This window comes from Pseudosulfitobacter pseudonitzschiae (genome assembly GCF_002222635.1).
Taxonomy (GTDB): domain Bacteria; phylum Pseudomonadota; class Alphaproteobacteria; order Rhodobacterales; family Rhodobacteraceae; genus Pseudosulfitobacter; species Pseudosulfitobacter pseudonitzschiae_A.
Genome location: NZ_CP022415.1, coordinates 1,807,417 through 1,833,936, shown reverse-complemented (window position 1 = coordinate 1,833,936; position 26,520 = coordinate 1,807,417). Strand labels below are relative to the sequence as shown.

The following is a 26,520-nucleotide window of genomic DNA, read 5'->3' as shown; positions in this document are numbered from 1 at the left end:
GCAGCAGGCACAAGGGTTGGACATGCAAACTGTCAGAGACATCGCCATCGAGATCGTCGCCCGCGAAGGCGGCTATGTGAACGACCCCGACGATCCCGGCGGGGCGACGAAATTCGGCGTGACGATCCACACTATGCAGCGGCTTGGGCTGGATCTGGATGACGATGGCGATGTGGATGCTGTCGACGTGCGCCAGCTGACGCAGGCACAGGCCGTCGACATCTTCGTGCGCCACTACTATGAGCGGCCATTGATCGCGGACCTGCCGACCGGACTGCAAGCATCGGTTTTTGATATGTATGTGAACGCAGGCGCCAATGCCGTGCGTATCCTGCAACGGCTGCTGTGCGAGATGGGGCACGCGGTCACGGTGGATGGCGCGTTGGGGCCGCAGTCATTGACGGCGGCGCGCACAGCTTACAATCAGGCTCCGCAGGCGATGGTTGACGCCTATGGTATCGCGCGGCGCAACTATTATTTCCGCATTGCTGACCGCCGTCCTGCCAGTCGCAAATATGCACGGACACAGGCGGGCGACAAAGGCGGCTGGATCCGCCGTGCCGAGGAATTCATCAGCGGCGCTTATCACATGACGAATGCGGAATTTGCAGCAAGGGTGGCGATATGGGGATGATCGAACGGATGCTGGGCCTGTTGTTCGGCAACGGGCGCAATGTGGTGCGTGACACGGTCGAGGTGTTTCGCGAGAACGCCGAAACCGGCAGCCAGCGCGCCCAAGAGGTGCAGGTGCAGGCCATGCGCCAGTTTGGCGCGGAATACAGCGTGGCGCGCCAAGGCGGGTTTGACCGGTTCATGGACGGGCTGAACCGGCTGCCTCGGCCACTGCTCGCGTTGGGAACCTTGGGTCTGTTCGTCTCTGCGATGGTCGAACCTTTGTGGTTTGCCGAACGGATGCAGGGCATCGCACTGGTGCCAGAGCCGCTGTGGTGGTTGCTGGGGGTGATCGTGTCCTTCTATTTCGGGGCACGGCATCAGGTAAAAGCGCAAGAGTTCCAGCGGCAGATCGTCGGCACGATGGCCCATGTCCCTCAGGTGATGGACAACATCCGTGCGCTGCGCCACTTGCGGGCCGAAAGTGTCGGAGTGGCCGACACGGGCAATAACGCGCAGCTGACGACGGCAGCGACATTACCCGATCGCAATGCGGCGCTAGAGGTCTGGAAGCGGGCAGGTCAGGAGTAACCTCCGGCTTGCGGGATTTTCTGGCCGGAGATTACACAGCGCGCTGACACTGATGTGATGCGACACAATGACAGCGCGTTGTACTGCGGATTGTGAGGGAGGGCATGCAGGCCTATAAGGCGTGCATGATTACAGAACTTGGTCACTTTTCGCTGATCCTCGCCTTTTTGGTGGCGATCGTACAGGCCGTGGTGCCGATGATTGGCGCGCAGCGGCGCAATGCGGCGTGGATGGCCGTGGCCGAACCTGCAGCCGCAGCGCAGTTTTTCCTGACACTGGCTGCCTTTGGCGCATTGACATGGGCATTTGTCACATCGGATTTTTCGGTGCGTCTGGTTGTGTTGAACAGCCACTCGGCCAAGCCGATGCTGTATAAAATCAGCGGCACATGGGGCAACCACGAAGGCTCGATGTTGCTTTGGGTGCTGATCGTGACGCTGTTCGGCGCAATGGCGGCATGGTTCGGGGGCAATCTGCCGCCCAGCCTGCGTGCGCGGGTGCTGGCGGTGCAGGCGGCAATCGCAGTGGCGTTTTTCGCCTTTATCCTGTTCACTTCGAACCCGTTTTTGCGCCTTGCGGTGCCACCCTTTGACGGCCAAGATCTGAATCCGCTGTTGCAAGACCCCGGTTTGGCCTTTCACCCTCCGTTTCTGTATCTGGGCTATGTGGGGCTGAGCATGACGTTCAGCTTTGCGATGGCCGCCCTGATCGAAGGGCGCGTGGATGCCGCGTGGGGCCGCTGGGTGCGACCCTGGACGTTGGCGGCGTGGGTTTTCCTGACCATCGGCATCGCGCTGGGATCGTGGTGGGCCTATTACGAATTGGGCTGGGGCGGTTTCTGGTTCTGGGATCCGGTCGAAAACGCTTCGTTCATGCCGTGGTTGCTGGCGGCTGCGCTGTTCCATTCGGCCATCGTGGTGGAAAAACGTGAAAGTCTGAAATCCTGGACGATCTTGCTGGCGATTTTGGCCTTTGGGTTTTCACTGATCGGCACGTTCATCGTGCGCTCGGGGCTGCTGACCTCGGTCCATGCCTTTGCCAATGACCCCGAACGCGGGGTGTTCATTCTGGCCATCCTTGCGGTCTTTGTCGGCGGTGCGCTGTGTCTTTATGCAGCGCGCGCAGGCGCGATGGAGGCGCGGGGCGTTTTTGGCATGGTCAGCCGTGAAAGCGCGCTGTTGGTCAACAATATCCTGCTGGCGGTGGCCTGTTTCGTCGTCTTTGTCGGTACGATGTGGCCGTTGCTGGCCGAGATGTTTCTGGATCGCAAGCTCAGCGTCGGGCCGCCGTTCTTTAACATGGCGTTCACGCCATTCATGGTGCTGCTGGGGCTTGTTCTGCCTGTTGGCGCCGTGCTGCCGTGGAAGCGGGCCAAGCTGGGCCGCGCCATGCGCTTGATGGTGCCCGTGTTTGTGCTGGCGCTGGCGCTGGCGGGGCTGGTTTGGGTGATGCAGACGGGGCGCAGCATGTTGGGCCCTGTGGGGCTGTTTCTGGGGGCATGGCTGGTGATGGGGGCCGCAGTTGACCTGTGGATGCGCACAGGGCGCGGCGGCGTTGGTCGCTTGTTCCGTCTGCCGCGCGCGGACTGGGGCAAGGCCGTGGCCCACGCAGGCTTTGGCGTGACTGTCTTTGGCATCGCGGGGCTCACCGCTTGGCAATCCGAAGATATTCGCGTGGCACGGTTTGGCGAACCCTTTGACGTCGGGGCCTACACGCTGACGCTGGACAACGTGTTGCAGGGCGAGGGGCCGAATTACATTACAACGACGGGGCTGGTGACGCTTGCGAAAGACGGACGCGAAATTGCGCAAATGCGGCCTGAAAAGCGGGTCTATCCGGTGGCCCAAATGCCAACCACCGAAGCCGCGATTGACCAATCGCTGGCGCGCGATGTCTATGTGGTGATCGGTGATGAACAGGACGCGGGCGGTTGGGCCGTGCGCACTTACATCAAACCGTTGGTCAACTGGATCTGGATCGGCTGCGCCCTGATGTCTCTGGGCGGTGCCCTCAGTCTGAGCGACAGGCGGTTCCGCGTGGCCGCAGGGGCGCGCAGAACCAGTGCGGTGCCTGCGGAATGAAACGGCTGGTGATGATCCTGATGCTGCTGGCCGCCCCCGTCTGGGCGGTCGAGCCGGGCGAGGTGCTGGACAATCCGGCGCTGGAGGCGCGTGCGCGCGAAATCAGTCAGGGGCTGCGCTGTCTGGTGTGCCGCAACGAAAGCATCGACGAAAGCCACGCGCCACTGGCACGCGATCTGCGGTTGCTGGTGCGCGAACGTTTGGTGGCCGGTGACACCAATGCCGAAACGGTGGATTTCATCGTCGCGCGCTACGGCGAATACGTTTTGCTGCGCCCGCAGGCAACGGGGGCCAACTGGCTGCTTTGGGCTGCGGGGCCGATCATGCTGTTGTTGGCGTTGCTGGCTGCCGGTGTCTATGTGCGCGGCAGATCACGCGCATCCGAACCGCAAGATCAGGCGCTAAGCGCCGAGGAATCCCGACGGCTGGCCGAAATTCTGGACGAGTGACGCGCGGTTTCGCTGTGCGTCAGAATCTGGTTTGCTAAGCTGCGACCAAAAGTGACGGCCCGAAGACGGCGGCCCAAGCGAACACAGGGAAGGGAACCCCGATGCATTACGAAACGCTGACCTACGATCTGGCCGACGGTGTCGCCACAGTGACGTTGAACCGCCCCGAAAAGATGAACGCGCTGAACAGCCAGATGCGCGCCGAGATTGCGCAGGCCGTGGGCCGTGGCGGAGAAGAGGCACGGGTCGTGGTGCTGACGGGGTCCGGTGACCGGGCGTTCTGCTCGGGTCAGGATCTGGGCGATGGCACCGGCGGTCTGGGGGCCGAGAACACAGAACGCACCCTGCGCGACGAATATGCGCCGATGCTGAGGGCCATCGTGAATTGTCCGGTGCCCACAATTTGCGCTGTGAATGGTGTGGCTGCGGGTGCAGGCGCCAACCTTGCCTTGGCCGCGGACGTGGTGATTGCCGCCGAGCGGGCCTATTTCCTACAGGCCTTTGCCCGTATTGCGCTGATCCCTGATGCGGGCGGCACCTATACGCTGCCACGCACGATGGGCATGTCCAAGGCGATGGGGGCGGCGCTGTTTGCCGATCGTATCAGCGCCAAACAGGCCGACGACTGGGGCATGATCTGGCAAGCGGTGCCGGATGCCGACTTTGACAGCCATTGGAAGGCCCGCGCCGCCCATCTGGCCAACGGCCCCACCAAGACCTATGGCGCGATCAAGCGGGTGCTGCGGGCCAGTTGGGCCAACGATCTGGAAGAACAGCTTGAGCTGGAAGCGTCCGAACAAGGCCAATGTGCCGAAAGCCGCGATTTTGTCGAAGGCGTGGTGGCCTTCACCGAGAAACGCAAAGCGAATTTCGAGGGGCGTTAAAGCCCGTCGACATGGATCGTGCAAAGTCTGTGCCATTTCCCGACAGCGGCCATTCGTGTTGAGTGCGGCGAAGGTCGGCTGTGAGCCCATCTTGCAAAAATTCTGCTTCGCGGCGAATGTCGGCAGTCAGGAGACAGACAATGACCTTCAACAATGCCTCTAGTTTGGAACGGGTTTTTGCTAGCCTCATTTTAGTAGTTTGCGACCGATCCAAAAACGAGGGTTTGTCGGAAGTCACTCGCTTCGGAATAGGGGCGCGAAGAGCCTAATTATGTTGGTTGCTCCCCACTGATGAATTGCTGTTTAAATTCGGCAAGTAAACGAGCAGGATGAGAGATATGTTGGAGTTTTTCTGGGGCATGGTTGGCAGCCGCCCTATCGAGTGGATCGCGGTTGTATGTGGAATACTGAACGTAAGTCTGATCATCCGACGTTCGATATGGAATTATCCGTTCGGCTTTGCTGTGGTGACGCTGTATTTTTTCATCTTCTGGGAGTATCGGCTCTATAGTGACGCGCTGTTACAGGTCTATTTTTTCTTTATTCAGTTCTACGGTCTCTATGTCTGGCTAAACGGACGTGCGCGCGACGGTCGGATCATTGTGGCACCTTTGGGAGCTGGCATATTCGCGTTGTATCTTGGGGCAACCGCCATTGTGTGGTTGATCGTTGCAAGTCTGATGGCAGCCTATACCGATGCAGCCGCGCCGTTCTGGGATGCGGCAGTGGCGGCGCTAAGCATAACTGCACAATTCCTATTGTCGCGAAGATACTTGCAAAGCTGGTATTTGTGGATTGCCGTGGATGTGCTGGCGATTGCCCTTTTCTACACGCGCGGACTGGAGCCGACGGCAGCACTTTACGTCGTGTTCCTATGCCTTGCTATCACAGGATTGTTCCAGTGGCGTCGGGCCGCGATGCAGCCTCTGACGACATGAAAACACACGGCTTTCTACTGGGGAAGTTTATGCCGCCCCATGCGGGCCATCTCTATTGTGCCGAGGTCGGGAAGGCGCGGTGTGATGTGATGACGGTGCTAGTGTGTAGCCATGACGCAGAGCCGATCGACGGATACCTAAGGGCCAAGTGGATGAGGGAATGCCTGTCGCGGCCCGGCTATCGCGTGCTGCACATGCATCGCGACATTCCACAGGCACCAGAGGATCACCATAATTTTTGGCCTATCTGGCGCGCAGCAATTACGGAGTTTCACCCCGAGCCGATTGATTGGGTCTTCGGCTCGGAAGGCTACGTCCACCGCCTCGCGCAGGAAGTCGATGCGCGGCCCTTTCCAGTGGACTCGGAGCGACAGGTTGTGCCGGTGTCGGCCACGGCAATCCGAGAAGATCTGACGAGCAATTGGAGCCATGTGCCAGTTCCAGTGAGGAGCCACTACCAACGCCGCCTTGTTCTGGTGGGAGCGGAAAGCACCGGCAAGACGGTATTGTCCGAAGCCTTGGCCGCACGGCTTAAAAGTGTGCCGATCCCTGAATATGGGCGTGATTACGACGCCGTCTTCCGGCATGGGCAAGATTGGGTCGCGGCAGACTTCGAGGCGATCATGGCGGGCCACAAAGCGTTGGCCGATACGATGGCGGCGCGAGGTGGACCGATTATTGTCGAGGATACGGATTCCTTGCAAACGTTGGTTTGGGCCGAAGCGTTATTAGGCAAAGTGCATAAGCCGCTCGTAGACTGGGCACGTTCTGCGGTTGAAGGGAAGACTTACCTTCTGCTCGACCACGCAACGCCTTGGGAAGATGACGGAACACGACATTTCGCTGACCCGGCGCGCCGAGCGTGGTTCACCAGCAGGCTGCGCTCTTGGTTGGATGAGTTGGGGGCAGATTGGAAATGCATCGAGGGTGAGGATTGGGCCGAGCGAACGGCAGCGGCCAATGTCTTTCTGGATACGCTTAGCTAGCCTCCCCAAAAGGACCGTTTTGGGAAGCCTGCCGTAAGCAGCCATTGGCGCAGCCGCAGCGAAAGCGCACTTCGTCCGCAGTTTGCCAGTTCGCTGCCTGCGCGGCGAAGGTCAGCTATCGCAGGTTCGAGCCAAGAGTTGTTGGCCCGCTTCAGACTGACCGTAGCCATTTACGCCCCCGATGTAACGGCAGCTTGCGTCCCGCAAACCAACCACAGCCACCGTCCCGCATACACCTCATGAAAACGCTCCCGAAGTTTCCCTCGGAAGTGCCATGTCCTGTGGACCTCTTCGCCTGAAAACCGCTCCGTGCGACCTTGGCAACACCACCCGACGCCTTGAAACCCATGATTTCAGCCGACGTCGGATGATGCAGGATCACGTCAAACCGCTTCAGCGGTTTTCGATATCCACATAGTCGCGGGTGGTTTCGCCCAGATACAACTGGCGCGGACGGCCGATCTTGTTTTGCGGATCGCCGATCATTTCCTTCCACTGCGACACCCAGCCGACGGTGCGCGAAAGCGCAAAGATCGGTGTGAACATCGACGTGGGGAAACCCATCGCCTCGAGGATGATACCCGAGTAGAAATCGACGTTGGGGAACAGTTTCTTTTCCGCGAAATACGGATCTTCAAGCGCCTGCTTCTCCAGCTCTTTTGCCACTTGCAGGGTCGGGTTGTTCTCGACGCCCAGCAGCTCCAGCACTTCGTCGGCGCTTTCTTTCATCACGGTCGCGCGCGGGTCATGGTTTTTGTAAACGCGGTGACCAAAGCCCATCAGACGGAACGGATCGTTCTTGTCCTTGGCGCGGGCGATGAATTCGGGGATGCGGTCCGGTGTGCCGATCTCTTTCAGCATTTCCAGACAGGCCTGATTGGCGCCACCGTGTGCGGGGCCCCACAGGCAGGCGATGCCGGCAGCGATACAGGCGAACGGATTGGCACCCGAAGACGACGCCAGACGCACGGTCGAAGTCGATGCGTTTTGTTCGTGGTCTGCGTGCAGGGTAAAGATACGGTCCATCGCGCGGGACAGAATCGGGTTCACCACATAGTCTTCGGCAGGCACGGCAAAGCACATGCGCAGGAAGTTGGACGCATAGTCCAGATCGTTGCGCGGATATTCGAACGGCTGACCGATGGTGTATTTATAGGCCATCGCGGCAATCGTCGGCATCTTGGCGATCAGACGGATCGAGGCGACCTCGCGCTGCCATTCGTCGGTGATGTCGGTGCTGTCATGATAGAACGCAGACATCGCGCCGACCACGCCGACCATAACGGCCATCGGGTGCGCATCGCGGCGGAAGCCACGGAAGAAATTCATCATCTGCTCGTGCAGCATGGTGTGGTTTGTCACACGGTTTTCGAAATCTTCCAGCTCTGTCGGGGACGGCAGTTCGCCGTACAGCAACAGATAGCACACTTCGAGATAGTGCGATTTGCCCGCCAACTGGTCGATGGGATAACCGCGATGCAGCAACACGCCCTTGTCACCGTCGATAAAGGTGATGGTGCTGTCGCAGCTTGCAGTCGACGTATAGCCCGGATCGTAGGTGAACACGCCCGCTTGTGCGTAAAGCTTGCGGATGTCGAGAACGTCAGGTCCTGCGGTGGGCGAATAGAGCGGCAGTTCGTAGTCGTTGCCGTCAATCGTGAGTTTTGCAGTCTTAGTCGAGTCGGCCATGCGGTCCCTTCCTGAGTTTCGCCCGTGCGGTCAAAGCCACCGGCGGCGCCCAAACCGAAGCTTGGGCCAATTGCTACGTCGCTTATCCTTTAGAACGGGTTAACCAGTCTCAGATAGCGACATCGGTGATGCGGGCCAGGGTTTCATCGGGACCCAGAACCAGCATCATGTCAAATACAGAAGGGGTCACTGCACGACCTGCAAGTGCCGCCCGAAGCGGCCCCGCAAGTTTGCCGAACTTAGTGTCGTTCTGTTCGGCAAAGTCGTTTAGTTTCGCCTCCAAGCTGTCACGGTCCCAGCTATCATTTTGCAGATGCGGCGTCAATTGCGCGAGCAAGGCGCGGTTTTCCGTATCCAAAGCTTTGGCAGCCTTTTCATCCACTTGGACAGGACGCGAGGTTAATGCAAACTGTGCTTTTTCAAGCAGTTCGGGAAAGGTTTTCGCCCGTTCCTTGAGGAAAGGCATGGCTTTGACCAATGTCGCATTTTGCACATCCGTCAGGGCAGGCAGCCCTGCGGCTTCCAGAAATGCGATCAATTCGCGCTGCAACGCAGCGTCATCGCTTGCGGCTATATGCTGCCCGCTCAGGTTTTCCAGCTTCTTGGTGTCAAACCGCGCAGGGCTCTTGCCGATACCGGACAGATCGAACCATTCCAGCGCCTGCGCGTCGGTGAAAAACTCGTCGTCGCCGTGGCTCCAGCCCAGACGCGACAGATAGTTGCGCATCCCCGCCGCCGGATAGCCCATCACCTGATATTCCTGCGCCCCCAGCGCGCCGTGCCGTTTCGACAGCTTTTTGCCGTCGGCCCCGTGAATCAGCGGGATATGCGCCCAGACCGGCACCGGCCAGCCCATCGCGTCATAGATCATCATCTGGCGTGCGGCGTTGTTCAGGTGGTCGTCGCCCCGGATCACGTGGGTCACGCCCATATCGTGATCGTCGACCACCACCGCCAGCATATAAACGGGCGTGCCGTCCGAGCGCAGCAGCACCATATCGTCGAGCTGGTCATTGCCGATGGTCACATCGCCCTGCACCTCGTCGCGGATCACGGTTTTACCGTCCAGCGGGGCCTTGATTCGAATGACAAAGGGCGCGTCGGGGTGCGTGCCGGCATCCGCATCGCGCCATGGCGAATGAAACAGGGTCGATTTGCCTTCGGCCTTGGCTGCCTCGCGAAAGGCGGCGATTTCATCCTGCGTCGAGAAACATTTGTATGCTTTGCCCTGCGCCAACAGGTCCAGTGCCACCTCGGCGTGGCGCGGAGCGCGTTCAAACTGGCTGATCACCTCGCCGTCATGGTCCAGACCCAGCCACGCCATCCCTTGCAGGATCGCGGCGGTCGCGGCGGGAGTAGAGCGGGCGCGGTCGGTGTCTTCGATGCGCAGCAGGAACTTGCCGCCACGCCCACGGGCATAAAGCCAGTTGAACAGCGCCGTGCGTGCGCCACCGATGTGCAGATAGCCCGTGGGCGAGGGCGCGAAACGGGTGACAACTTGGTCGGACATGAAGCGTTTACCTTTCAGTAACCAGAAGATGGCTAGGGTTGGCGCCTGTCTACCCAGTGGACCCATAAGGGGCAAGCATGCGCATGTTACCGGCGTTAGAGCACGCGATGCTGATCCAGCGCGGGCATTTGTTCCACTGGGTGCCGGTCTGTCTGGCGACGGGCGTTGGCGGCTTCTTTGCGCTGCGGTTCGAACCGGACGGGATAATGCTGGCGGGGGCAGGTGCCGTTGCCGCGGCGCTGGCCGTTTTGGCACGCCACATGGGCGAGGCGTTTCGCCCTGTGCCCTTTGCGCTGGTGTTGGTGCTGGCAGGCGCGTTGCTGGCGGCTGGGCGCGCGCACAGCGTGGCAGGGCCGGTGCTGGGCTGGCGCTATTACGGCGCGGTCGAGGGGCGGGTGGTCGCATTGGACCGCAGCGGATCGGACGCGGTGCGTATCACGCTGGACCGTGTGGTGCTGGAACGGGTGTCGCCCGCCCGCACCCCCTTGCGCGTCCGCGTGTCTCTGCATGGCGACGGTCAGGGGATTGGTCCGCAACCGGGCATGCGGGTCATGACCACCGCGCATCTGTCACCCCCCGGTGGACCGGTTGAACCGGGCGGCTTTGATTTCCAGCGCAACGCGTGGTTCGCGCAACTGGGCGCTGTGGGCTATACCCGCGTGCCGCTGGTCGGGCTTGAACCGGCCGAGAATGGCTGGTCACTGGCCACGTTCCGGCTGCGGATGGCGATGTCGGCCTATGTCCGTGCCGCCTTGCCCGCAGATGTGGGCGGTTTTGCCGCCGCCGTCACCACAGGCGACCGCAGCGGCATCAGCCTGCGCGCGCTCGAGAATTTGCGCGCCAGCAATACGGCGCATCTGTTGGCAATTTCGGGGCTGCATATGGGCCTGCTCAGTGGTTTTGTGCTGGGGTTGCTGCGGCTGGTGCTGGCGGCCATTCCGCGTGCGGCCCTTTATCTGCCCGTGCGCAAGATTGCCTCCGCAGGTGCGCTGGTGGCGGCCACCGGTTATCTGGCGTTGTCGGGGGGCAATGTGGCCACCGAACGCGCCTATGTCATGGCTGCGGTTGCCCTGTGTGCTGTCATGCTGAACCGCCGCGCGATCAGTTTGCGGGCGGTTGCCATTGCCGCGATGATCGTGCTGGTTCTGCGCCCCGAGGCCTTGCTTGGCCCCGGTTTCCAGATGTCCTTTGCTGCCACTGTGGCGCTGGTTGCGGTCTTTGGCTGGATGCGCGACAGCGTGCTGAACGCGGGGCCGCGTTGGGTGCAACCCTTTGTGGCCGTTATGGTTTCCTCGGCTGTGGCGGGGCTGGCGACGGCGCCCATCGGCGCTGCACATTTCAACACGGTATCGCACTACGGGCTGCTGGCCAATCTGGCATCGGTGCCGTTGATGGGGCTGTTGGTGGTGCCTGCGGCGGTGCTGGCGGGGCTGCTGGCGCCACTCGGGCTGGACTGGATCGGGCTCTGGCTGATGGGGCTGGGGCTGCGCTGGATTTTGGCGGTGGCGGAATGGGTCGCCGGACTGGACGGCGCACGCGGCTACGTGCACGGGCCAGACCCGTGGGCGTTGCCGATGATCGCCTTGGGCGGACTGATGGTGATCCTGTGGCAAGGGCATGGGCGTTGGAGCGGTCTGGCCGCGATGGTGTTCGGGTTCATCCTGTGGATCGGTGCGGACCGGCCTGCAGCGTTGATTGCCGAAGACGCAGGGATCGTCGGCGTGATGACCGCGCAGGGCCGCGCGCTGAGCAAGGAAAAAGGCGCGGGATTCGTGGCGCAGAACTGGCTGGAGAATGATGGTGACGGGGTGGACCAGCAGGGCGCGGCGGCCCGTTGGCAGGGCGATGTCGCATCGCGCACCAAACTGGCCACCGTCGGCACCGCCGAACTGGTGCACCTGATCGGCAAACGGGCGTTGGCGGATTTCGGACCGTGCACGCCGGAGCAGATGGTGGTGGTCAGCGTCACACCCGAAGTGCCGATGGGCGATTGCGATATCTACGACCCCAAACGCCTGCGCCAGACGGGCGCGATTGCGTTGGTGCAGGACAAGGATGGTGTCCAGATACGCACCGCGCGACAGGTTGCGGGCGACAGGATGTGGTCCGGCTGGGCGCGTTGAAGTGACATGAAACACCGGCGGCTCCCGACGCACTGAATTTCCACAGAAGACGCGTATCAGGCGCTGCGCAGGATAGGTGAGCGAAACTGAGATCAGCGCCCGCCGGTCGTGCTGCAAGCACGCCTTTGGTATGTCGTGCTGCAAGCACGTCTTTGGGATGTCGTGCTGAAAGCAGGCCGCGCGGAAACTTTTGTCAGGTGCTGAACACCGGCTAACGCACAAAAAAACGGGGCGATTTTATCCGTGATAAACCCGTCAGGACCGCCTCATATTACCGCCTCAATAATATGTACCATACGCCGCCCGATATGTACAAAAACGGCTTTGGGCATGCATGGGAGGCCCGAAAGACGGCAAAGAATATGTACCAAACGCCGCTGATTATGTACTGATCAGATCAATATGTGCGGATCAGCCCGACCAGCTTGCCCTGAATTTTCACGCGGTCGTCGGCGAACACGCGGGTTTCATAAGCAGGGTTCGCCGCCTCAAGCGCTATGGTGTTGCCGCGCTTCATATAGCGTTTCAGCGTCGCTTCCTGATCTTCGATCAATGCCACGACAATATCGCCGTTTTCCGCGACCGAAGTTTCGCGGATCACCACGACGTCGCCGTCGTTGATCCCTGCCTCGATCATAGAATCGCCTTTGACTTCAAGCGCATAGTGTTCACCCTTGCCGGTCAGCATCTGGCCGGGAACGGCCACAGAATGCGATGCCTGCTGGATCGCCTCGATGGGCACACCGGCGGCGATGCGGCCCATGACGGGTAGTTCGGTGGCATAAAGCGCCTCGACCGGCAGGGCAGAGGCAGGTGCAGGGCCATCGGGCCGGTCGCCGTCAATTACACGCGGCGCAAAGCCGGAAGTCGGCGCACCCCCCATGCTTTCGGGCAGCTTAACAATCTCGATGGCGCGGGCACGGTGTGCCAGACGGCGAATAAATCCGCGTTCTTCCAGCGCTGTGATCAGCCGGTGGATGCCGGATTTTGATCGCAGATCCAGTGCCTCTTTCATCTCGTCAAAACTGGGTGGCACACCGTCGCGCTGAACCCTTTTGTGAATGAATCCCAACAGATCCAGTTGCTTTTTGGTCAGCATGTGTAAGGCCCCTCAACAGAGTTGATTTGGCTTTGTTCTATTCATGTTCCCGTTTTGTGTCAACCGCTGCGCTGCTTTAGATGTCGATTACATCCACAAGATCGCCCACGGCGCGGGCCGGATCATCGGGGGGACGCACGATCAGCGCATTGGCGTTGGCCAGCACGCTAAGCAACGAACTGTCCTGCCGCCCGGCATCGGATACACCGGCCGCATCGGTCACGGCACGCATGTAATGTTCGCGGGGGCCGTTGGCCTCCAGCGGTGTGCTCAGCGGCATCTGGCGGCGCGGGGCGGGGGCGGCTTGCAAACCCTGCATCGCACGGATCACAGGGGCCAGAAACACGGTGCCGCAGACCATTGCGGACACGGGGTTGCCCGGCAGTCCGATCATCGGCGTGCCATTCAGCGACCCCGCCATCAGCGGCTTGCCCGGGCGCATTGCCACTTTGTAAAACGATTGCTGCATGCCCATCTGTGCGGCCACTTCGCCCACAAGATCATGATCCCCAACCGAAGCGCCGCCGATGGTCACCACCAGATCGGCCCCCGCTGACAGTTCCAGCACTTGGGTCAGCGCCGGTTTGGTGTCGCGGGCGATGGGCAGGATGCGCGGCACGGCACCCAGATCTTCCAACAGGGCAGCAAGGCCAAAAGTGTTCGACACGATAATCTGGTCGTCGTCGGGTATCTCTCCGGGCATCACCAATTCGTCACCGGTCGAGATCAGGGCAACCACAGGTGCGCGGCTGACGGGTACCTGCGCCACGTTCATAGCAGCCAGCAGCGCCACATCACCCGCCGACAAACGGCGCGGGGCGGGCATTGGCGTGCCATGGGTGAAATCGGTGCCCGCCGGACGGATGTTGTTCGCGGTGCCAAGGTTGTGGTTCAGGGTGATCAGGGTGCCACGCCGCGTCACGTCCTCTTGGATTACAACGAAATCAGCGCCTTGCGGCACGGGAGCGCCGGTAAAGATGCGCACGGCCTGACCTGCACCCACGGTGCCGTCAAACCCGTGACCGGCGGCAGATTCGCCGATGACCTTGAACAGCGCGTCGGTTTCGACTTCGGTGGATTTGACCGCATAGCCGTCCATCGCTGAAGCGGCAAAGGGCGGCTGGTTGCGCCGTGCTGTCACCGTTTCGGCCAGAACCCGACCATGCGCGCGGCGCAGCGGGACGGTTTCAACCGGCAATGGGCGGACTAGGGCAAACAGATGGTCAAGAGCTTGCGAAACCGGTATCATGACGCCTCGTACCGTCCTGATTTTCCACCATCTTTCAGAACCACATGCAGCCCGCCGATTTCCATCGCCTTGTCCACAGCCTTGGCCATGTCATAGACGGTCAGCGCCGCAGTCGAGGCTGCGGTCAGCGCCTCCATTTCCACGCCGGTCTGGCCGGTGGTTTTGACGGTGGCCGTAATGCGGACGCCGGGCAGGTCGGCGTCGGGGGTCAGCTCCAGCGCGACCTTGGTGATCGGCAACGGGTGGCACAGCGGGATCAGATCGGATGTGCGTTTGGCCCCCATGATGCCCGCCAGCCGTGCCACGCCCAGAACGTCCCCCTTTTTTGCGCGCCCTTCGGTAATGATATCAAAGGTTTCGCGCGCCATCTTGATGTGGCAGGCGGCCACGGCGACGCGATCGGTCACGGCCTTGTCGGTGACATCGACCATATGCGCCTGACCTTCGGCGTCGAAATGCGACAGCTTTCCTGCGGGGGTGTCCACCACGTTATATGCCCCCACCGGGTTGCAGCGGGTTGGCCAGCAGGGCGCGGGTTGCCGCGGCCACATCGTCGTGACGCATCAGGCTTTCACCGATCAGGAAACTGCGCACGCCGTACATCGCCATTTCGGCCAGTTCCTTGGGCGTGTTCAGACCGCTTTCACAGACAATCGTGCGGTCCTCGGGCACCAGTTTCGACAGCGTGCGGGTGGTGTCCAATGATGTCTCAAACGTCTTGAGGTTGCGGTTGTTGATGCCGACCAGCGGGCTTTTGAGGACACTGGCGCGGGTCAGTTCGGCCTCGTCGTGGACTTCGATCAGCACGTCCATACCCCATTCCACAGCGGTTTCTTCCAGTTCGATCGCCTGACTATCTCCGACCGAGGCCATGATGATCAGGATGCAATCGGCACCCAAGGCGCGCGCCTCGACCACCTGATAGGGATCGTACATGAAATCCTTGCGCAGCACCGGCAGGGTGCAGGCGGCGCGGGCATCGACCAGAAACTGTTTGGCACCCTGAAAGCTGGGCGTGTCGGTCAGCACCGACAGGCAGGCCGCACCGCCCTGTTCATAGGCCTGCGCGTGGGCCGCCGGATCAAAGTCGGGGCGGATCATACCCTTGGACGGGCTGGCCTTTTTGATCTCGGCAATCAGCCCATAGCCTTCGCGCGATGCGGTTTGCAGGGATTGGGCAAAGTGGCGCACGGGCGGTGCGTTGCGGGCCTCGGCCTCGACATCGGCAAGGTTTTTGGCCCGTTTGTCGGTTGCGACTTCTTCCAGCTTATAGGCTTTGATGCGGTCTAGGATTGTCTCGGTCATCGGTTGACTTTCTGTGTCGGTCGGCAGGGCAGCGTCGGGCGGTCAGCCCTCCTGCGTGATTTTGGCGACAGCCGCGATTTTGGCGCGGGCCGCACCGCTGTCGATGGAGGCACGGGCCATTTCAGCACCTGATTTCAGGTCTGGTGCGGCATCTGCAACAACTAGGGCTGCGGCAGAATTCAGCAACACCGCGTCGCGGTAGGCCGATGGCGCACCATCCAGCAGCGCATTGAACGCCACCGCGTTTTCCTCGGGCGTGCCGCCCACGATATCCTTGAACGGATGCACCGGCAGGCCCGCATCCTCGGGGTGAATTTCGATATCGGTGATCGCACCGTTGTCCAGCGCAGAGACCCACGACACGCCGGTAATCGTCAATTCGTCGGTGCCATCCGAGCCGTGGACCAGCCATGCCTTTTCGCTGCCCAACTGGCACAGCGTTTCGGCCATCGGGCGGATCAGATCGCGGCGATAGGTACCTGTCAGCTGGCGTTTGACGCCTGCGGGGTTGGTCAGGGGGCCAAGGATGTTAAAGATCGTGCGCGTGCCCAGTTCGGTGCGGGCGGGCATCACATGGGCAATCGCGGGGTGGTGCATGGGGGCCATCATAAACCCGATACCGGCCTCGCGCAGGGCGCGCTCGACGGTCTTGGCGCCGACCATCACCTTCAGGCCCATCTGGGTCAATGCGTCCGCAGCGCCGGATTTCGAGCTGAGGTTGCGGTTGCCGTGTTTGGCCACCACCACGCCCGCACCCGCCACCACAAAGGCCGTCGCGGTTGAAATGTTCAGCGTGCCCTTGCCGTCGCCGCCGGTGCCGACAATGTCCATCGCGCCCTCGGGGGCCTGCACCGGATTGCATTTGGCGCGCATCACGGCGGCAGCGGCGGCATATTCGTCCACGGTTTCGCCGCGCGTGCGCAAAGCCATCAGCAGCCCGCCGATCTGCGCCGGTGTCGCTTCGCCGTCGAACAGAATGGCAAAGGCCGCTTCGGCCTGCGCGCGGGTCAGCGGGCCATTGGCAGCAGCGTCGATCAGGGGTTTCAGGGCGTCACTCATGCGGGCACCTTTAGCAGATCCAGGAAATTCTTCAGCAGCGCGTGCCCGTGTTCCGACCGGATGCTTTCGGGGTGGAACTGCACACCGTGGATCGGCAGATCGCGGTGTTGCAGGCCCATGATGATTCCGTTGTCCAGTGCGGCGGTGATTTCAAGGCAATCGGGCAGGGTGGCGCGGTCGACGATCAGCGAATGATAGCGCGTCGCGTCGAAAGGCGTGGGCAGGCCCGCAAACAGGCCGGTGCCGCTGTGCTGCATCGTGCCCATTTTGCCGTGCACGATGTCGGGTGCGCGCACCACCTTGCCGCCAAAGGCCTGACCGATGGTCTGGTGGCCCAGACAGACCCCCATCAGCGGCGTGCGGGTTTCGGCGGCGGCCTGTGTCAGTGCAAGGCAGATGCCAGCCTGATCCGGATCGCAAGGGCCGGGCGACAACAGAATACCTGCGGGGTTCATCGCCATCGCCTCTTGCACGTTCAGCGCATCGTTGCGGTGGACCGCCACCTCGGCGCCCAATTCGCCCAGATAGTGTACCAGATTGTAGGTAAAACTGTCGTAATTGTCGATCAGCAGCAGCATGGGTCAAACTTTGCATTTAGGGGGCTGGAGGCCAGGGCCACCTGCACTGTATAAGCGAGGCATACTTGTTCAGGCTTGCCCGCCAGCGTCAAGGGGGCGGGGGCCGAAGACAGGGTACAGTGGGCGATGACAAGGGCACAAAAAACCCGTTAGGGTGAGCACGCAACAGGCAGGGACGAACAAATATGGCGCGAGGGTTTTTGAGCGGAGCAGTGGTAGGCGCCGTGATCGGTGTCAGTGCCGCAGGGCTGGCATCAATCATGGCCGACAAGGCACCCGCGCCGGATATGGCTGTGGATGCCCCTGCGTCTGGCACAGCGCCCGAAGCCTCCAGCGGCGATAGCCCGCAAACCGCAGGCGACGCCGATCTGGCCACAGTCACAGGTGCGCCGCAGGTGGCAAAACCCGAAGCAGACGATGTGGCGGTGCTGGATGATGCAGGCACCGATATGCCCATGCGCCCCGAAACGGGCGGCACCAGCGGCATTGAAGCCCCCACGCCGCCCGAGGCCGAAAGCGGCGTCGAAGTGCAAAGCGATGCACCCGTCCTGCCCAGTCCGCAAGCGGCCTTGCCCGCGCAGCCCGATGCGGACAAGTTGAGCATTTCGACCGAACCGGCACAGCCGCTCGCGCCCGAAGTGGCCGCCGACAGCGGATTCGAGACCGCAACATCCGAGGCGCAGGCAGAAACCGCCATCGTCGTGCCGGAGACCGTTGCGCCCGAGGCCGACACGCCCTCCACCGACGCCCCTGTTGCCGAAGAAGATACAGGTGCCACACCCCTGCTGGAGCAGCGCATGGGCTCTTTGGTTGATCGCGACGACCCGCCCGAGGCGGAACCTGCGCCAGATGCAACCGTGCCACAGCAAAAACCCATTGATGCCTATGCCGCAGTGGTGGAAGTGGACAGTTTCAAACCGATGATGTCGATCGTGTTGATCGACAATGGCGCTGATCTGTCCGGTGGCACTGTCGGTCTTGCCGCCCTGCGCAGTTTTCCCTATCCGCTGAGCTTTGCCATCGACGTCAATCTGCCTGATGCCGCCGAACGCGCCGCTGCCTATCGCGCCCAGGGGCTGGAAGTGCTGGCGATGGTCGACCTGCCCGCAGGGGCCACCCCCAGCGACGCCGAGGTCAGCATTTCTGCCGCGCTGGACGCGGTGCCAGAGGCCATTGGCGTGCTGGAAGGCACCGGAACAGGATTTCAGGCCGACCGTGCCCTGTCCGATCAGGTGGTCAGCATTCTGGACAGCAGCGGCCACGGTATCGTGATGCAATCCAAGGGCCTGAACACCGCCCAAAAGTTGGCGGTGCGCGACGGTGTGCCTGCGGCAACCGTGTTCCGCGACTTTGACAGTGCAAACCAGACGCCAACAGTCATCCGCCGCTTTCTGGATCAGGCGGCGTTCCGGGCCGATCAGGAGGGGGGCGTGATCATGCTGGGCCGCGTGCGCCCCGATACGATCTCGGCGTTGCTGCTGTGGGGGCTGCAAGACCGCGCCGAACGCGTGGCGCTGTCGCCGGTGTCAGCGCTGCTCAAGTCGCAGGTCGCGCAATAGACGTCAGATAATCTCGTCTTCGTCAAAGATCGGGTCGGACCCGAGTTGGGCGGTCATATCTTCGACGGTGTCTTCATCCGCACGCGGGCCCAATTCGGCCAAGTGAAAGATCGCATCGCCTTCGTTCACCACGGGCAGAATCGCCCGCCCGATCAGAATGCCCGGTTCAGGGGCCGTCAGCTCGACCTCGACGTGGCCGAACGGGTCTGAAATGGCGGCCAGAACGTCGCCTTTTTCCACCACTTCACCAGTGTCACGGAAGGTGCGCAGCAAACCACCCGCAGGCGCGCGCAGCCAGTGCGATCCCTTGCACAGCAACGAGGCGGATTTGCCCTTGGCGATGCCTTTGGCGGGCAGCATGTCTTGGGCACGCATCACGCGCATGATCCCCGCCACACCGGCGCGCACGGCAAATTCGTCAAACCGCAGACCTTCGCCCGCTTCGTAAAGCAGAACCGGCGTACCACGTGCCGCAGCCTCGCCGCGCAATGATCCGTCGCGCAGGGGTGAATTCAGAATCACCGGTGCGCCGAAATCACGCGCCATCTTTGCCGTCACCTTGTCACCGGGGGTGACGCGGCATTGCGGCAGGTTGGTGCGGTGGATCGCCGCCGAATGCAGGTCGATGCCAAAATCGCAGCGCAAAACAACTTCGTTCAGGAAAATATGGGCCAACCGCGATCCCAGCGACCCCAACTGCGTGCCGGGAAAGCAGCGGTTCAGGTCACGTCGGTCGGGCAAGTAACGCGAGCGGTTGAGAAAGCCGAAAGAGTTGACCACAGGCACCACCAGCAAGGTGCCGCGCAGGCTGGACAGTTGCGGCGCGCGCAGCAGGCGGCGCACGATCTCGACGCCGATCACCTCGTCGCCGTGCACAGCCGCCGACACGAACATCGTGGGACCGCTCCGCTTGCCGTGATGCACCTTGACCGACATATGCACAGGCGTGTGATCGGGCAGGATCGACACCGGCAGATCCACGGTGCCACTGGTGCCCGTTGCGATACGTTTACCGGCAATCTCGAAAGGGGGACGGCTCATGAGGCAGGGGGGCCTTTTTGGGGTTCAGTATATCCCGCGCGTCGGGCACGGTTGCAGCTTTATCCGTTGCCCCCGCCAAAACGTGCCGCATCTTCTGCCGCACGGCGGATCGCGCCGGATTTGTGCATGGTTTCCATATATTCCGATTGCGGATCGCTGTCATAGACCACGCCGCCGCCTGCCTGAATATACAGGGTCTGGTCCTTGACCACGGCGGTGCGCAGGGCGATGCACATATCCATATCGCCACCCGCGCTGAAATAGCCGACACCGCCGCCATAGACGCCGCGTTTTTCCGGTTCCAGCTCGTCGATGATCTGCATGGCGCGGACCTTGGGCGCGCCGGAAACCGTGCCTGCGGGCATCCCTGCAAAAAACGCGTCCAGCGCGTCCTTGTCGGGGGCCAGTTCGCCCACGACGTTCGACACGATGTGCATGACGTGGCTGTAGCGTTCGACGATAAATTCTTCCGTAGGGCGCACGGTGCCGATCCTGGCGACGCGGCCCACATCGTTGCGGCCCAGATCCAGCAGCATCAGGTGCTCGGCCAGTTCTTTCTGGTCGGCCAGCAGGTCGGCCTCCAGCGCGCGGTCTTCTTCGGGCGTGGCACCACGGGGACGCGTGCCCGCGATGGGGCGTATGGTGACCTCGTTGCCGAAGACACGTACCAGAATCTCGGGGCTGGCGCCGATCACCTGAAAGCCGCCAAAGTTGAAATAGAACATGAACGGCGACGGGTTGGTGCGGCGCAGCGACCGGTAAAGCGAGAAGGGCGGCTGTGGGAAAGCCTGCGACCAGCGCTGGCTGGGCACCACCTGAAAGATGTCACCGGCGCGGATGTAATCCTTGGCCTTCTCGACGGCCTGCAAATAGCCCTCGTGGGTAAAGTTGCTGACCGGCTCGTCGCTGACCGACGCCTCGCCCAGATCACGGGTTTCGCGCGGCATGGCGCGTTCCAGATCGCGCACCGCGTCCATCACCCGTTCAGCCGCTTGGGCATAGGCGGCGCGTGCGCTTTGCCCGTCGTTCACCCATGCCGGTGACACCACGGTTACCTCGCCCTTGACCCCGTCAAGAACGGCAATAACCGAAGGGCGCAACATCAGCGCGTCGGGCAGGCCCAGCGGATCGGGGTTCACATCCGGCAGGTGTTCGACCAACCGCACAGTGTCATAGCCCAGATAGCCGAACAGGCCCGCCGCCGCCTGTGGCAGATCATCGGGCAGGTCGATCTTGGATTCCGCGATCAGAGCGCGCAAGGCGTCGAGCGGATTGCCATCCATCGGTTGGAACGCATCGGCATCATAGCGCGCGGCGCGGTTCACAGCCGAGGTTTCGCCCTCGCAGCGCCAGATCAGATCGGGTTTCATCCCGATGATGGAGTAGCGTCCGCGCACTTCACCGCCCGTCACCGATTCCAGCACAAAGGCGTTTTCCGCAGCGCCCGTCAGTTTCAGCATCAGCGACACCGGCGTATCAAGATCGGCGGCAAGGCGGGTGTAAACGATCTGGTTACGACCGGCGTCGAAACCGGCGGCAAAGTCGCTATATGCGGGGGTTAAGGTCATGTTAAAGTCATGGGGTCAGGGAAAGTTCACATGAACGGCCTGCACCGCGCGCTGGTCGATCTGCGGACGGGCACGCACGGTGGCGTCGACGGTGTAGATGTCCAGAATGTTCTGCGCCAGCGACTGGTTCATCTGTTCAACCAGCTGTTCTTGCAACGCGGCAGCTTCGGCATTGTCGGCAGCGGGCAGAACCTTGTCCAGACGTACGATCACAACCATGCCTTCGCCAGTGACCAGATTGACGTCGCCCGCATTCATTTCAAACACTTGCGCCATGAAACCGCGCGGGGTGTTCTGGATGAAAGCGTTGCGGGTCTGGTCGGCCTCTTCGATCGAATCCAGCCCCAGATCAGCAAAACCCGCGCCGTCTTTCAGTTGCGGCAGCAGCTCTGCGGCTTTGGCGGTCAGGGCGGTTTCGGTGCGCGCGTCGACCATGTCGGCGGCCACGTCCTCGCGGGCCTCTTCAAAGGTGGCGTCGCGGGCGGGGGTGATCTTGTCCAGACGCATGGCAAAGATGCCGCCATCGCTCAGCACGGTAATCTGCGGATAGTCGTCTTGGGTGATGGCAACGGCGGCCTCGCGGAATTCGGCATAGCCTGTCATCTGGTCGTCGGAGCCGTCGAACCAGTCAACGGTGTCCAGCGTCATGTCGCTTTCGGCGGCCAGTTCTTCCAGCGTTGCACCACCGGCCAGCAGATCGTCATAGTCGCGTGATTGTGCTTCAACCTGACGGCGGGCGCGGTCGGCGGCCAGCGTGGCGCGCAACTCGGGCTCGGCTTGCTCGAAGGTGGTGTTCTGCGCGGGCAGAACGCCATTGATGCGGAACAGGGCAGGCCCCAGCGCTGACGGCAGCGGGCCCACAACGTCGCCCACGTCTGCGGCAAAGATCGTTTCGCCCGCAGCTTCCAGTTCGTCCAGTCCGACATCGCCCATGTCCACATCCGCCAGATCCAGACCACGGTCCTGAACCAGTTGTTCAAACGTGGTGCCTTGCATTTCCAAAGAGGCGGCTGCGCGGTCTGCGGCCTCGTCGTCAAGGAAGGGCAGGCGTTCGACCAGACGGCGCTCGGGTTGTTGGTATTCCTCGGCGCGGGCGTCATAGGCCGCTTGCAGATCGGCGGCGTCGACTTCGACCTGATCCACCAGCATGTCGGGGGTCAGCAGCGCATAGGTGATGGTTTTGGTTTCGGGGCGTTGATAGTCTGCCTGATGCTCTGTGTGATAGGCGCGCATCTCGTCTTCGGTGGGGGTTGCGACCGGCACCTCCAGGTCTTCGGCGTTCAGACGCGACCATGTGAAATTGCGCGCTTCACCGACGTAATTGACCAGTGTCTTGGCATAGGTGCCGGGCATCACGACGCCCGAAGCGATGGCCCCTTGCAGCAGCGTGCGGGCGGCCTCTTCGCGCAGGGAAGTTTCAAAGTCCGTCTCGGTCATGCCGGACTGTTCAAGCGCCAGTTTATAACCCTCGCGGTTGAATTTGCCGTCAACACCGCGAAAAGAGCGGATTTGCAGGATTTCGTCGCGCAGCGCAGCATCGCCAATGGACAGGCCCAGTTTGTCGGTCTCGTTGTCCAGCGCGCGCTGGCGGACCAGACGTTGCAACACGGCCTGATCCAGACCCATCGCCTGTGCTTGCGCAAAGGGCAGCTGTTGGCCGGTCTGCGCCTCGACCGCGCGAATTTCCTGACTAAGCTGGCGTGCGTATTGGTCAATGTCGATGTGTTTGTCGCCGACGGTGCCCAAAGTGCGCAACGTGCCTGACAGGTTGGTCGCGCCAAAGCCGCCAAGACCAAGGATCAGCATCCCCATCAGAATCCAGACTGCTATTTTCGACATGTTTTTGGTGCGTACAGCCATGATGCGGATCCTCGGATAAAAGTTTGCCTTGTCTAGCGAGCGTGCCGAGCAGGGGCAAGGGCCGTCAACTTGGCAGGTTCAATGCGGCAAGACGGCGATAGAATTCAGCGATTCCCGCGATATCAAGATTGGCAAAGGCAATGCGCAACTGGCGTGTGCCGGTGTCGTCCTCTGCCGGGCAGAACATAGTGCCGGGCAGGCACAAAATGCCCGCATCACGCACCAGTTGCGGTGCCAGATCCGCCGAGGACATCGCAAAAGGATGCTCGAGATAGGCAAAATAGGCCCCCAGCCCCAGCAACCGCCAGCCCTGCGCTGCCAGCACGTCGAACCCGCTGGCGATGGCCGCGCGACGGGCGAGGATTTCATCGCGTTCGCCTGCGACCCATTGCGACAGGTTTTCCAGCCCCCAAAGGGCGGCATACTGGCCGATCTGGCCGGGGCAGATGGCTACTGTATCCAGAAATTTTTCAACCTCGGCCAGACGTGCTGGTGCTGCGACCAGCGCGCCGACACGGTGGCCAGTCAGGCGATAGGCCTTTGAAAAAGAATAAAGATGAATGAATGTGTCCTGCCAGCCGTCCTGTTGGAACAGCGCGTGCGGTGCGCCTGTGCGGATGTCGAAATCGCGGTAGGTTTCGTCGACCAGCAACGCGATGCCCGCCTCCTGCGCCAGATCGTAAAAGGCGCGGACCAGTTCGGCGGGATATTCCACGCCGCCGGGGTTATTGGGTGTCACCAGCGCAATCGCTCGGGTGCGCGGTGTGATCAGCGCACGGGCAGCATCGACGTCGGGCAACAGGTCGTCGCCGGTGCGCAGGGCGACCGAAGCGACGCCTGACATATCCAGCCACATCTTGTGATTGAAATACCATGGCGTCGGCAGGATCACCTCGTCGCCCTCGGCGCAGAGCGTGGCAATCGCCGCGGCGAACGCCTGATTGCAGCCAGAGGTGATGGCAACGTGATCGCCCGTGACCTGTGCGGCGTAGTGGCTGCTGATCTGCGATGCCAGCGCATCGCGCAGGGCGGGCATACCCAATACGGGGCCGTACAGGTGCGCATCATCGCGGGTCAGCGCGGCGTCGGCCATCGCCTGACGCAGTGCGGGCGGGGGCGGATCGACCGGCGCCGCCTGACTGACGTTAATCAGCGGGCGGTCGGCGGGATGGGTGACGCCATCCAGCCAGCGGCGGGCCTCCATGACGGGCGGTGCGAATGTGGTGGCGGTGCGTGGCAAATTCATCGGTTGGCTCCGGATAAGAGGGCAGGTGCCTCCGGCGGGGGGCTTTCAAGCCAGAGACGCAGGACCGGTGGTTCAGTCCTTGCCGCGGTAGGGGTCGACGTATTGCAGCGCCATGTCCCACGGGAAGAAAATCCAAGTGTCTTGGCTGACCTCGGTGACAAAAGTATCGACCTGTGGGCGGCCCTTGGGCTTGGCATAGACTGTGGCAAAATGCGCCTTGGGGTACATGGCGCGCACCACCTCCAGCGTTTTGCCGCTGTCCACCAGATCGTCGATGATCAGGATGCCGGTGCCGTCGCCCATCAGTTCGGGGTCGGGGGATTTCAGCACGCGGGCCTCTGACTGGTCTTGATGGTCATAGGATTTGATGCTGATCGTGTCGACAGTACGAATGTCCAGTTCGCGCGCGGCAATCATCGCGGGGGCCATGCCGCCACGGGTGATCGCCACCACAGCGCGCCAGCCTGCATTTTCGGGACCATGTTCAGCCAGACGCCACGCCAGCGCACGGCTGTCGCGGTGGATCTGGTCCCAGCTGATGTGAAAGCCTTTTTCGTGGGGCAAGCGGTCGGTCATGGGATCATTTTCCTGTAAGCAGTTTCAAGCCAAAGCCACCCAGCGCCATCGCCGCGATGCGGTCCAGCACGGGTTTGGCCGAAAGATAGCGCGCGCGGGCCGGACCGCTGGACAGCAGCAGGGCACAGGCTGTGTAGAACAGTGTTTCAAGCACGAAGTGGTTGGCAACAATCAGTGCGATATTGGCAGCATCCAGCCCCTTGGGAAAGATCACCACGATGATTGCACCTGCAAAGAGCATGGATTTGGGATTGCCGAGATTCACCAGAAAGCCTGCCAGAAACGCCCGCCCGCGCGGCACGGTGACATCGCCCAGCGGGTCACGGGCGTGGCGCCACGTTTGCACCGCAATCCAGATCAGATAAAGTGCGCCGCCGGTTTTCAGCGCCGTATAGGCCCAAGGGAACAGGGCAAATAGTCCGCCCAACCCCAGCAGCGCCGCCGTCGTCCACAGGGCCGCCATTGACGCAAGCCCCAACCCTGTGGCCACGCCCGCCGCGCGACCGGCGCTGACCGACATACGCACCGATATCAGAAAGGCAGCACCGGGACTGAGCAGGGCGGCGATCAGGATTGCGTTAAAGGCAAGCAGGCTTTCAATCGTCATTTTGCATCACTTTGTAATGTCGGGGGCGTCGACCGCCTTCATGCCGACCACGTGATAGCCTGCATCGACATGCAGGTTTTCGCCCGTGGTCCCGCTGCCCAGATCGGACAGCAGATAGAGCGCGGCCTTGCCCACGTCCTCGATGGTAACATTGCGGCGCAGGGGCGAGTTGTACTCGTTCCACTTCATTATGTACCGGAAATCACCGATGCCCGAGGCGGCCAGCGTTTTGATCGGACCCGCCGAGATCGCGTTGACGCGGATGCCATCTTTGCCCAAATCTTCGGCAAGGTACTGCACGGATGCCTCAAGAGCGGCCTTGGCCACGCCCATGACATTGTAATGCGGCATGACCTTTTCGGCACCGTAATAGGTGAGGGTCACCGCACTGCTGCCGGGGTTCATCATCTTTTCCGCGCGCTGCATCACCGCCGTGAACGAATAGACTGAAATGTCCATCGACATGGCAAAGTTGCCGCGGCTGGTATCGACATAGCGGCCACGCAGCTCGGATTTATCGGAAAAACCGATGGCATGTACCAAAAAGTCCAGATTGCCCCACGTGTCTTTCAGCGACGCAAACAATGCGTCAATCGACTCTTCGTCACCCACGTCGCAGGGCAGGACGATGTCGCTGCCCAATTGTGCCGCCAGTGGCCCCACGCGTTTTTTCAACGCATCGCCCTGATAGGAAAATGCCAGTTCCGCGCCGGCATCCGCCAGCATCTTGGCAATGCCCCATGCGATCGACTTGTCATTGGCAAGGCCCATGATCAGCCCACGTTTGCCCTTCATTAGCTCATGCGCCATCAATAACCCCTATGCCTGCAAGCCACTTTATCTCAGCGACCTTTAGGCGATTGACCCGATGCCATCAAGAGAGTTGGTATACATAGGTCTTGGTCTATGT

Annotated in this window: 24 protein-coding genes; 9 read left to right on the top strand and 15 right to left on the bottom strand. The window is 61.6% G+C overall.

Annotated elements, in window-relative coordinates; all coding sequences use genetic code 11:
- Window positions 1-22 precede the first annotated feature (22 nt).
- From SULPSESMR1_RS08875 to SULPSESMR1_RS08845, 7 genes are all read left to right on the top strand, one after another.
- A complete protein-coding gene (locus SULPSESMR1_RS08875; protein ID WP_089420489.1) occupies window positions 23-634 on the top strand; it encodes a holin-associated N-acetylmuramidase in 612 nt (203 codons plus the stop codon).
- Window positions 625-1,203 carry a holin family protein gene (locus tag SULPSESMR1_RS08870; protein ID WP_089420488.1) on the top strand — a complete coding sequence of 193 codons (579 nt, stop codon included), beginning with the start codon at window positions 625-627 and terminating at the stop codon, window positions 1,201-1,203. The genes SULPSESMR1_RS08875 and SULPSESMR1_RS08870 overlap by 10 nt, the downstream gene beginning before the upstream one ends.
- A gap of 125 nt (window positions 1,204-1,328) precedes the next feature.
- A complete protein-coding gene (locus SULPSESMR1_RS08865; protein WP_089422243.1) occupies window positions 1,329-3,284 on the top strand; it encodes a heme lyase CcmF/NrfE family subunit in 1,956 nt (651 codons plus the stop codon).
- A complete protein-coding gene (locus tag SULPSESMR1_RS08860; protein ID WP_089420487.1) occupies window positions 3,281-3,733 on the top strand; it encodes a cytochrome c-type biogenesis protein in 453 nt (150 codons plus the stop codon). The genes SULPSESMR1_RS08865 and SULPSESMR1_RS08860 overlap by 4 nt, the downstream gene beginning before the upstream one ends.
- Before the next feature lie 101 nt (window positions 3,734-3,834).
- Entirely contained in the window at window positions 3,835-4,617 is a 783-nt protein-coding gene (locus tag SULPSESMR1_RS08855; protein ID WP_089420486.1) for an enoyl-CoA hydratase-related protein, read from the top strand.
- A 338-nt stretch (window positions 4,618-4,955) separates the two neighbouring features.
- Window positions 4,956-5,555, top strand: coding sequence for a nicotinamide riboside transporter PnuC (pnuC, locus tag SULPSESMR1_RS08850; RefSeq protein WP_198362771.1), 600 nt, complete (start codon window positions 4,956-4,958; stop codon window positions 5,553-5,555).
- Complete coding sequence (locus SULPSESMR1_RS08845) at window positions 5,519-6,541, top strand: AAA family ATPase (RefSeq protein ID WP_162791885.1); 1,023 nt, start codon at window positions 5,519-5,521, stop codon at window positions 6,539-6,541. The genes pnuC and SULPSESMR1_RS08845 overlap by 37 nt, the downstream gene beginning before the upstream one ends.
- A gap of 393 nt (window positions 6,542-6,934) precedes the next feature.
- Here SULPSESMR1_RS08845 and gltA read toward each other — a convergent pair whose 3' ends face one another.
- Together gltA and gltX are read right to left on the bottom strand one after the other, a co-directional pair.
- Window positions 6,935-8,230 (bottom strand): citrate synthase, encoded by a 1,296-nt coding sequence (gene gltA / locus SULPSESMR1_RS08840; protein WP_089420484.1) that lies wholly within the window; start codon window positions 8,228-8,230, stop codon window positions 6,935-6,937.
- A gap of 109 nt (window positions 8,231-8,339) precedes the next feature.
- The gene (gene gltX / locus SULPSESMR1_RS08835) at window positions 8,340-9,740 is read right to left on the bottom strand and encodes a glutamate--tRNA ligase (RefSeq protein ID WP_089420483.1); all 1,401 of its coding nucleotides are present in this window, start codon (window positions 9,738-9,740) and stop codon (window positions 8,340-8,342) included.
- A gap of 77 nt (window positions 9,741-9,817) precedes the next feature.
- Between gltX and SULPSESMR1_RS08830 the strand changes: the two genes are divergently transcribed.
- A complete protein-coding gene (locus SULPSESMR1_RS08830; protein ID WP_089420482.1) occupies window positions 9,818-11,863 on the top strand; it encodes a ComEC/Rec2 family competence protein in 2,046 nt (681 codons plus the stop codon).
- Between the two features lie 397 nt (window positions 11,864-12,260).
- Here the strand turns inward: SULPSESMR1_RS08830 and lexA are convergent, their stop codons facing one another.
- From lexA to SULPSESMR1_RS08800, 6 genes are all read right to left on the bottom strand, one after another.
- The gene (gene lexA / locus SULPSESMR1_RS08825; RefSeq protein WP_089420481.1) at window positions 12,261-12,962 is read right to left on the bottom strand and encodes a transcriptional repressor LexA; all 702 of its coding nucleotides are present in this window, start codon (window positions 12,960-12,962) and stop codon (window positions 12,261-12,263) included.
- A 76-nt stretch (window positions 12,963-13,038) separates the two neighbouring features.
- Window positions 13,039-14,211, bottom strand: coding sequence for a molybdopterin molybdotransferase MoeA (locus SULPSESMR1_RS08820; protein ID WP_089420480.1), 1,173 nt, complete (start codon window positions 14,209-14,211; stop codon window positions 13,039-13,041).
- A complete protein-coding gene (gene moaC / locus SULPSESMR1_RS08815; protein WP_240311335.1) occupies window positions 14,208-14,642 on the bottom strand; it encodes a cyclic pyranopterin monophosphate synthase MoaC in 435 nt (144 codons plus the stop codon). Before moaC ends, SULPSESMR1_RS08820 begins: the two co-directional genes overlap by 4 nt.
- A 58-nt stretch (window positions 14,643-14,700) precedes the next feature.
- The gene (gene trpC / locus SULPSESMR1_RS08810) at window positions 14,701-15,516 is read right to left on the bottom strand and encodes an indole-3-glycerol phosphate synthase TrpC (RefSeq protein ID WP_089420478.1); all 816 of its coding nucleotides are present in this window, start codon (window positions 15,514-15,516) and stop codon (window positions 14,701-14,703) included.
- A gap of 42 nt (window positions 15,517-15,558) precedes the next feature.
- A complete protein-coding gene (gene trpD, locus SULPSESMR1_RS08805; protein WP_089420477.1) occupies window positions 15,559-16,575 on the bottom strand; it encodes an anthranilate phosphoribosyltransferase in 1,017 nt (338 codons plus the stop codon).
- Window positions 16,572-17,153, bottom strand: coding sequence for an anthranilate synthase component II (locus tag SULPSESMR1_RS08800; protein ID WP_089420476.1), 582 nt, complete (start codon window positions 17,151-17,153; stop codon window positions 16,572-16,574). Before SULPSESMR1_RS08800 ends, trpD begins: the two co-directional genes overlap by 4 nt.
- 185 nt (window positions 17,154-17,338) lie before the next feature.
- On the opposite strand from SULPSESMR1_RS08800, the gene SULPSESMR1_RS08795 reads away from it, so the two are divergent.
- Window positions 17,339-18,712, top strand: a complete 1,374-nt coding sequence (locus SULPSESMR1_RS08795) for a divergent polysaccharide deacteylase family protein (RefSeq protein WP_089420475.1) — start codon at window positions 17,339-17,341, stop codon at window positions 18,710-18,712.
- 3 nt (window positions 18,713-18,715) lie between these two features.
- Here SULPSESMR1_RS08795 and SULPSESMR1_RS08790 read toward each other — a convergent pair whose 3' ends face one another.
- The 7 genes from SULPSESMR1_RS08790 to fabI all read right to left on the bottom strand — a co-directional run bounded on the left by SULPSESMR1_RS08790 (window position 18,716) and on the right by fabI (window position 26,420).
- Window positions 18,716-19,753 carry a succinylglutamate desuccinylase/aspartoacylase family protein gene (locus tag SULPSESMR1_RS08790; protein ID WP_089420474.1) on the bottom strand — a complete coding sequence of 346 codons (1,038 nt, stop codon included), beginning with the start codon at window positions 19,751-19,753 and terminating at the stop codon, window positions 18,716-18,718.
- A 59-nt stretch (window positions 19,754-19,812) separates the two neighbouring features.
- Window positions 19,813-21,321 carry an anthranilate synthase component I gene (trpE, locus tag SULPSESMR1_RS08785; RefSeq protein ID WP_089420473.1) on the bottom strand — a complete coding sequence of 503 codons (1,509 nt, stop codon included), beginning with the start codon at window positions 21,319-21,321 and terminating at the stop codon, window positions 19,813-19,815.
- Window positions 21,322-21,336: 15 nt separating this feature from the next.
- Window positions 21,337-23,181, bottom strand: a complete 1,845-nt coding sequence (locus SULPSESMR1_RS08780; RefSeq protein ID WP_089420472.1) for a peptidylprolyl isomerase — start codon at window positions 23,179-23,181, stop codon at window positions 21,337-21,339.
- Window positions 23,182-23,245: 64 nt separating this feature from the next.
- Window positions 23,246-24,427: an aminotransferase gene (locus SULPSESMR1_RS08775; RefSeq protein ID WP_089420471.1), complete on the bottom strand. Its 1,182-nt coding sequence runs from the start codon at window positions 24,425-24,427 to the stop codon at window positions 23,246-23,248.
- Window positions 24,428-24,499: 72 nt separating this feature from the next.
- Entirely contained in the window at window positions 24,500-25,003 is a 504-nt protein-coding gene (gpt, locus tag SULPSESMR1_RS08770) for a xanthine phosphoribosyltransferase (RefSeq protein WP_089420470.1), read from the bottom strand.
- A gap of 4 nt (window positions 25,004-25,007) precedes the next feature.
- On the bottom strand, window positions 25,008-25,610 hold the full coding sequence (locus tag SULPSESMR1_RS08765; RefSeq protein ID WP_089420469.1) for a LysE family translocator: 603 nt from the start codon (window positions 25,608-25,610) through the stop codon (window positions 25,008-25,010).
- 6 nt (window positions 25,611-25,616) lie between these two features.
- On the bottom strand, window positions 25,617-26,420 hold the full coding sequence (gene fabI / locus SULPSESMR1_RS08760; RefSeq protein WP_089420468.1) for an enoyl-ACP reductase FabI: 804 nt from the start codon (window positions 26,418-26,420) through the stop codon (window positions 25,617-25,619).
- Between the last annotated feature and the right edge of the window lie 100 nt (window positions 26,421-26,520).

Coding starts and splice junctions, on each gene's coding strand:
- moaC (WP_240311335.1), bottom strand. CDS start 14,642: ATGGTCGATGTCACCGACAAGGCCGTGACCGATCGCGTCGCCGTGGCC.
- trpE (WP_089420473.1), bottom strand. CDS start 21,321: ATGACCTTAACCCCCGCATATAGCGACTTTGCCGCCGGTTTCGACGCC.
- trpC (WP_089420478.1), bottom strand. CDS start 15,516: ATGACCGAGACAATCCTAGACCGCATCAAAGCCTATAAGCTGGAAGAA.
- SULPSESMR1_RS08790 (WP_089420474.1), bottom strand. CDS start 19,753: ATGAGCCGTCCCCCTTTCGAGATTGCCGGTAAACGTATCGCAACGGGC.
- SULPSESMR1_RS08860 (WP_089420487.1), top strand. CDS start 3,281: ATGAAACGGCTGGTGATGATCCTGATGCTGCTGGCCGCCCCCGTCTGG.
- SULPSESMR1_RS08865 (WP_089422243.1), top strand. CDS start 1,329: ATGATTACAGAACTTGGTCACTTTTCGCTGATCCTCGCCTTTTTGGTG.
- SULPSESMR1_RS08855 (WP_089420486.1), top strand. CDS start 3,835: ATGCATTACGAAACGCTGACCTACGATCTGGCCGACGGTGTCGCCACA.
- SULPSESMR1_RS08775 (WP_089420471.1), bottom strand. CDS start 24,427: ATGAATTTGCCACGCACCGCCACCACATTCGCACCGCCCGTCATGGAG.
- SULPSESMR1_RS08780 (WP_089420472.1), bottom strand. CDS start 23,181: ATGGCTGTACGCACCAAAAACATGTCGAAAATAGCAGTCTGGATTCTG.
- SULPSESMR1_RS08820 (WP_089420480.1), bottom strand. CDS start 14,211: ATGATACCGGTTTCGCAAGCTCTTGACCATCTGTTTGCCCTAGTCCGC.
- lexA (WP_089420481.1), bottom strand. CDS start 12,962: ATGCTGACCAAAAAGCAACTGGATCTGTTGGGATTCATTCACAAAAGG.
- gltX (WP_089420483.1), bottom strand. CDS start 9,740: ATGTCCGACCAAGTTGTCACCCGTTTCGCGCCCTCGCCCACGGGCTAT.
- SULPSESMR1_RS08870 (WP_089420488.1), top strand. CDS start 625: ATGGGGATGATCGAACGGATGCTGGGCCTGTTGTTCGGCAACGGGCGC.
- SULPSESMR1_RS08765 (WP_089420469.1), bottom strand. CDS start 25,610: ATGACGATTGAAAGCCTGCTTGCCTTTAACGCAATCCTGATCGCCGCC.
- trpD (WP_089420477.1), bottom strand. CDS start 16,575: ATGAGTGACGCCCTGAAACCCCTGATCGACGCTGCTGCCAATGGCCCG.
- fabI (WP_089420468.1), bottom strand. CDS start 26,420: ATGGCGCATGAGCTAATGAAGGGCAAACGTGGGCTGATCATGGGCCTT.
- SULPSESMR1_RS08875 (WP_089420489.1), top strand. CDS start 23: ATGCAAACTGTCAGAGACATCGCCATCGAGATCGTCGCCCGCGAAGGC.
- SULPSESMR1_RS08830 (WP_089420482.1), top strand. CDS start 9,818: ATGCGCATGTTACCGGCGTTAGAGCACGCGATGCTGATCCAGCGCGGG.
- SULPSESMR1_RS08795 (WP_089420475.1), top strand. CDS start 17,339: ATGGCGCGAGGGTTTTTGAGCGGAGCAGTGGTAGGCGCCGTGATCGGT.
- gpt (WP_089420470.1), bottom strand. CDS start 25,003: ATGACCGACCGCTTGCCCCACGAAAAAGGCTTTCACATCAGCTGGGAC.
- gltA (WP_089420484.1), bottom strand. CDS start 8,230: ATGGCCGACTCGACTAAGACTGCAAAACTCACGATTGACGGCAACGAC.
- SULPSESMR1_RS08800 (WP_089420476.1), bottom strand. CDS start 17,153: ATGCTGCTGCTGATCGACAATTACGACAGTTTTACCTACAATCTGGTA.
- pnuC (WP_198362771.1), top strand. CDS start 4,956: ATGTTGGAGTTTTTCTGGGGCATGGTTGGCAGCCGCCCTATCGAGTGG.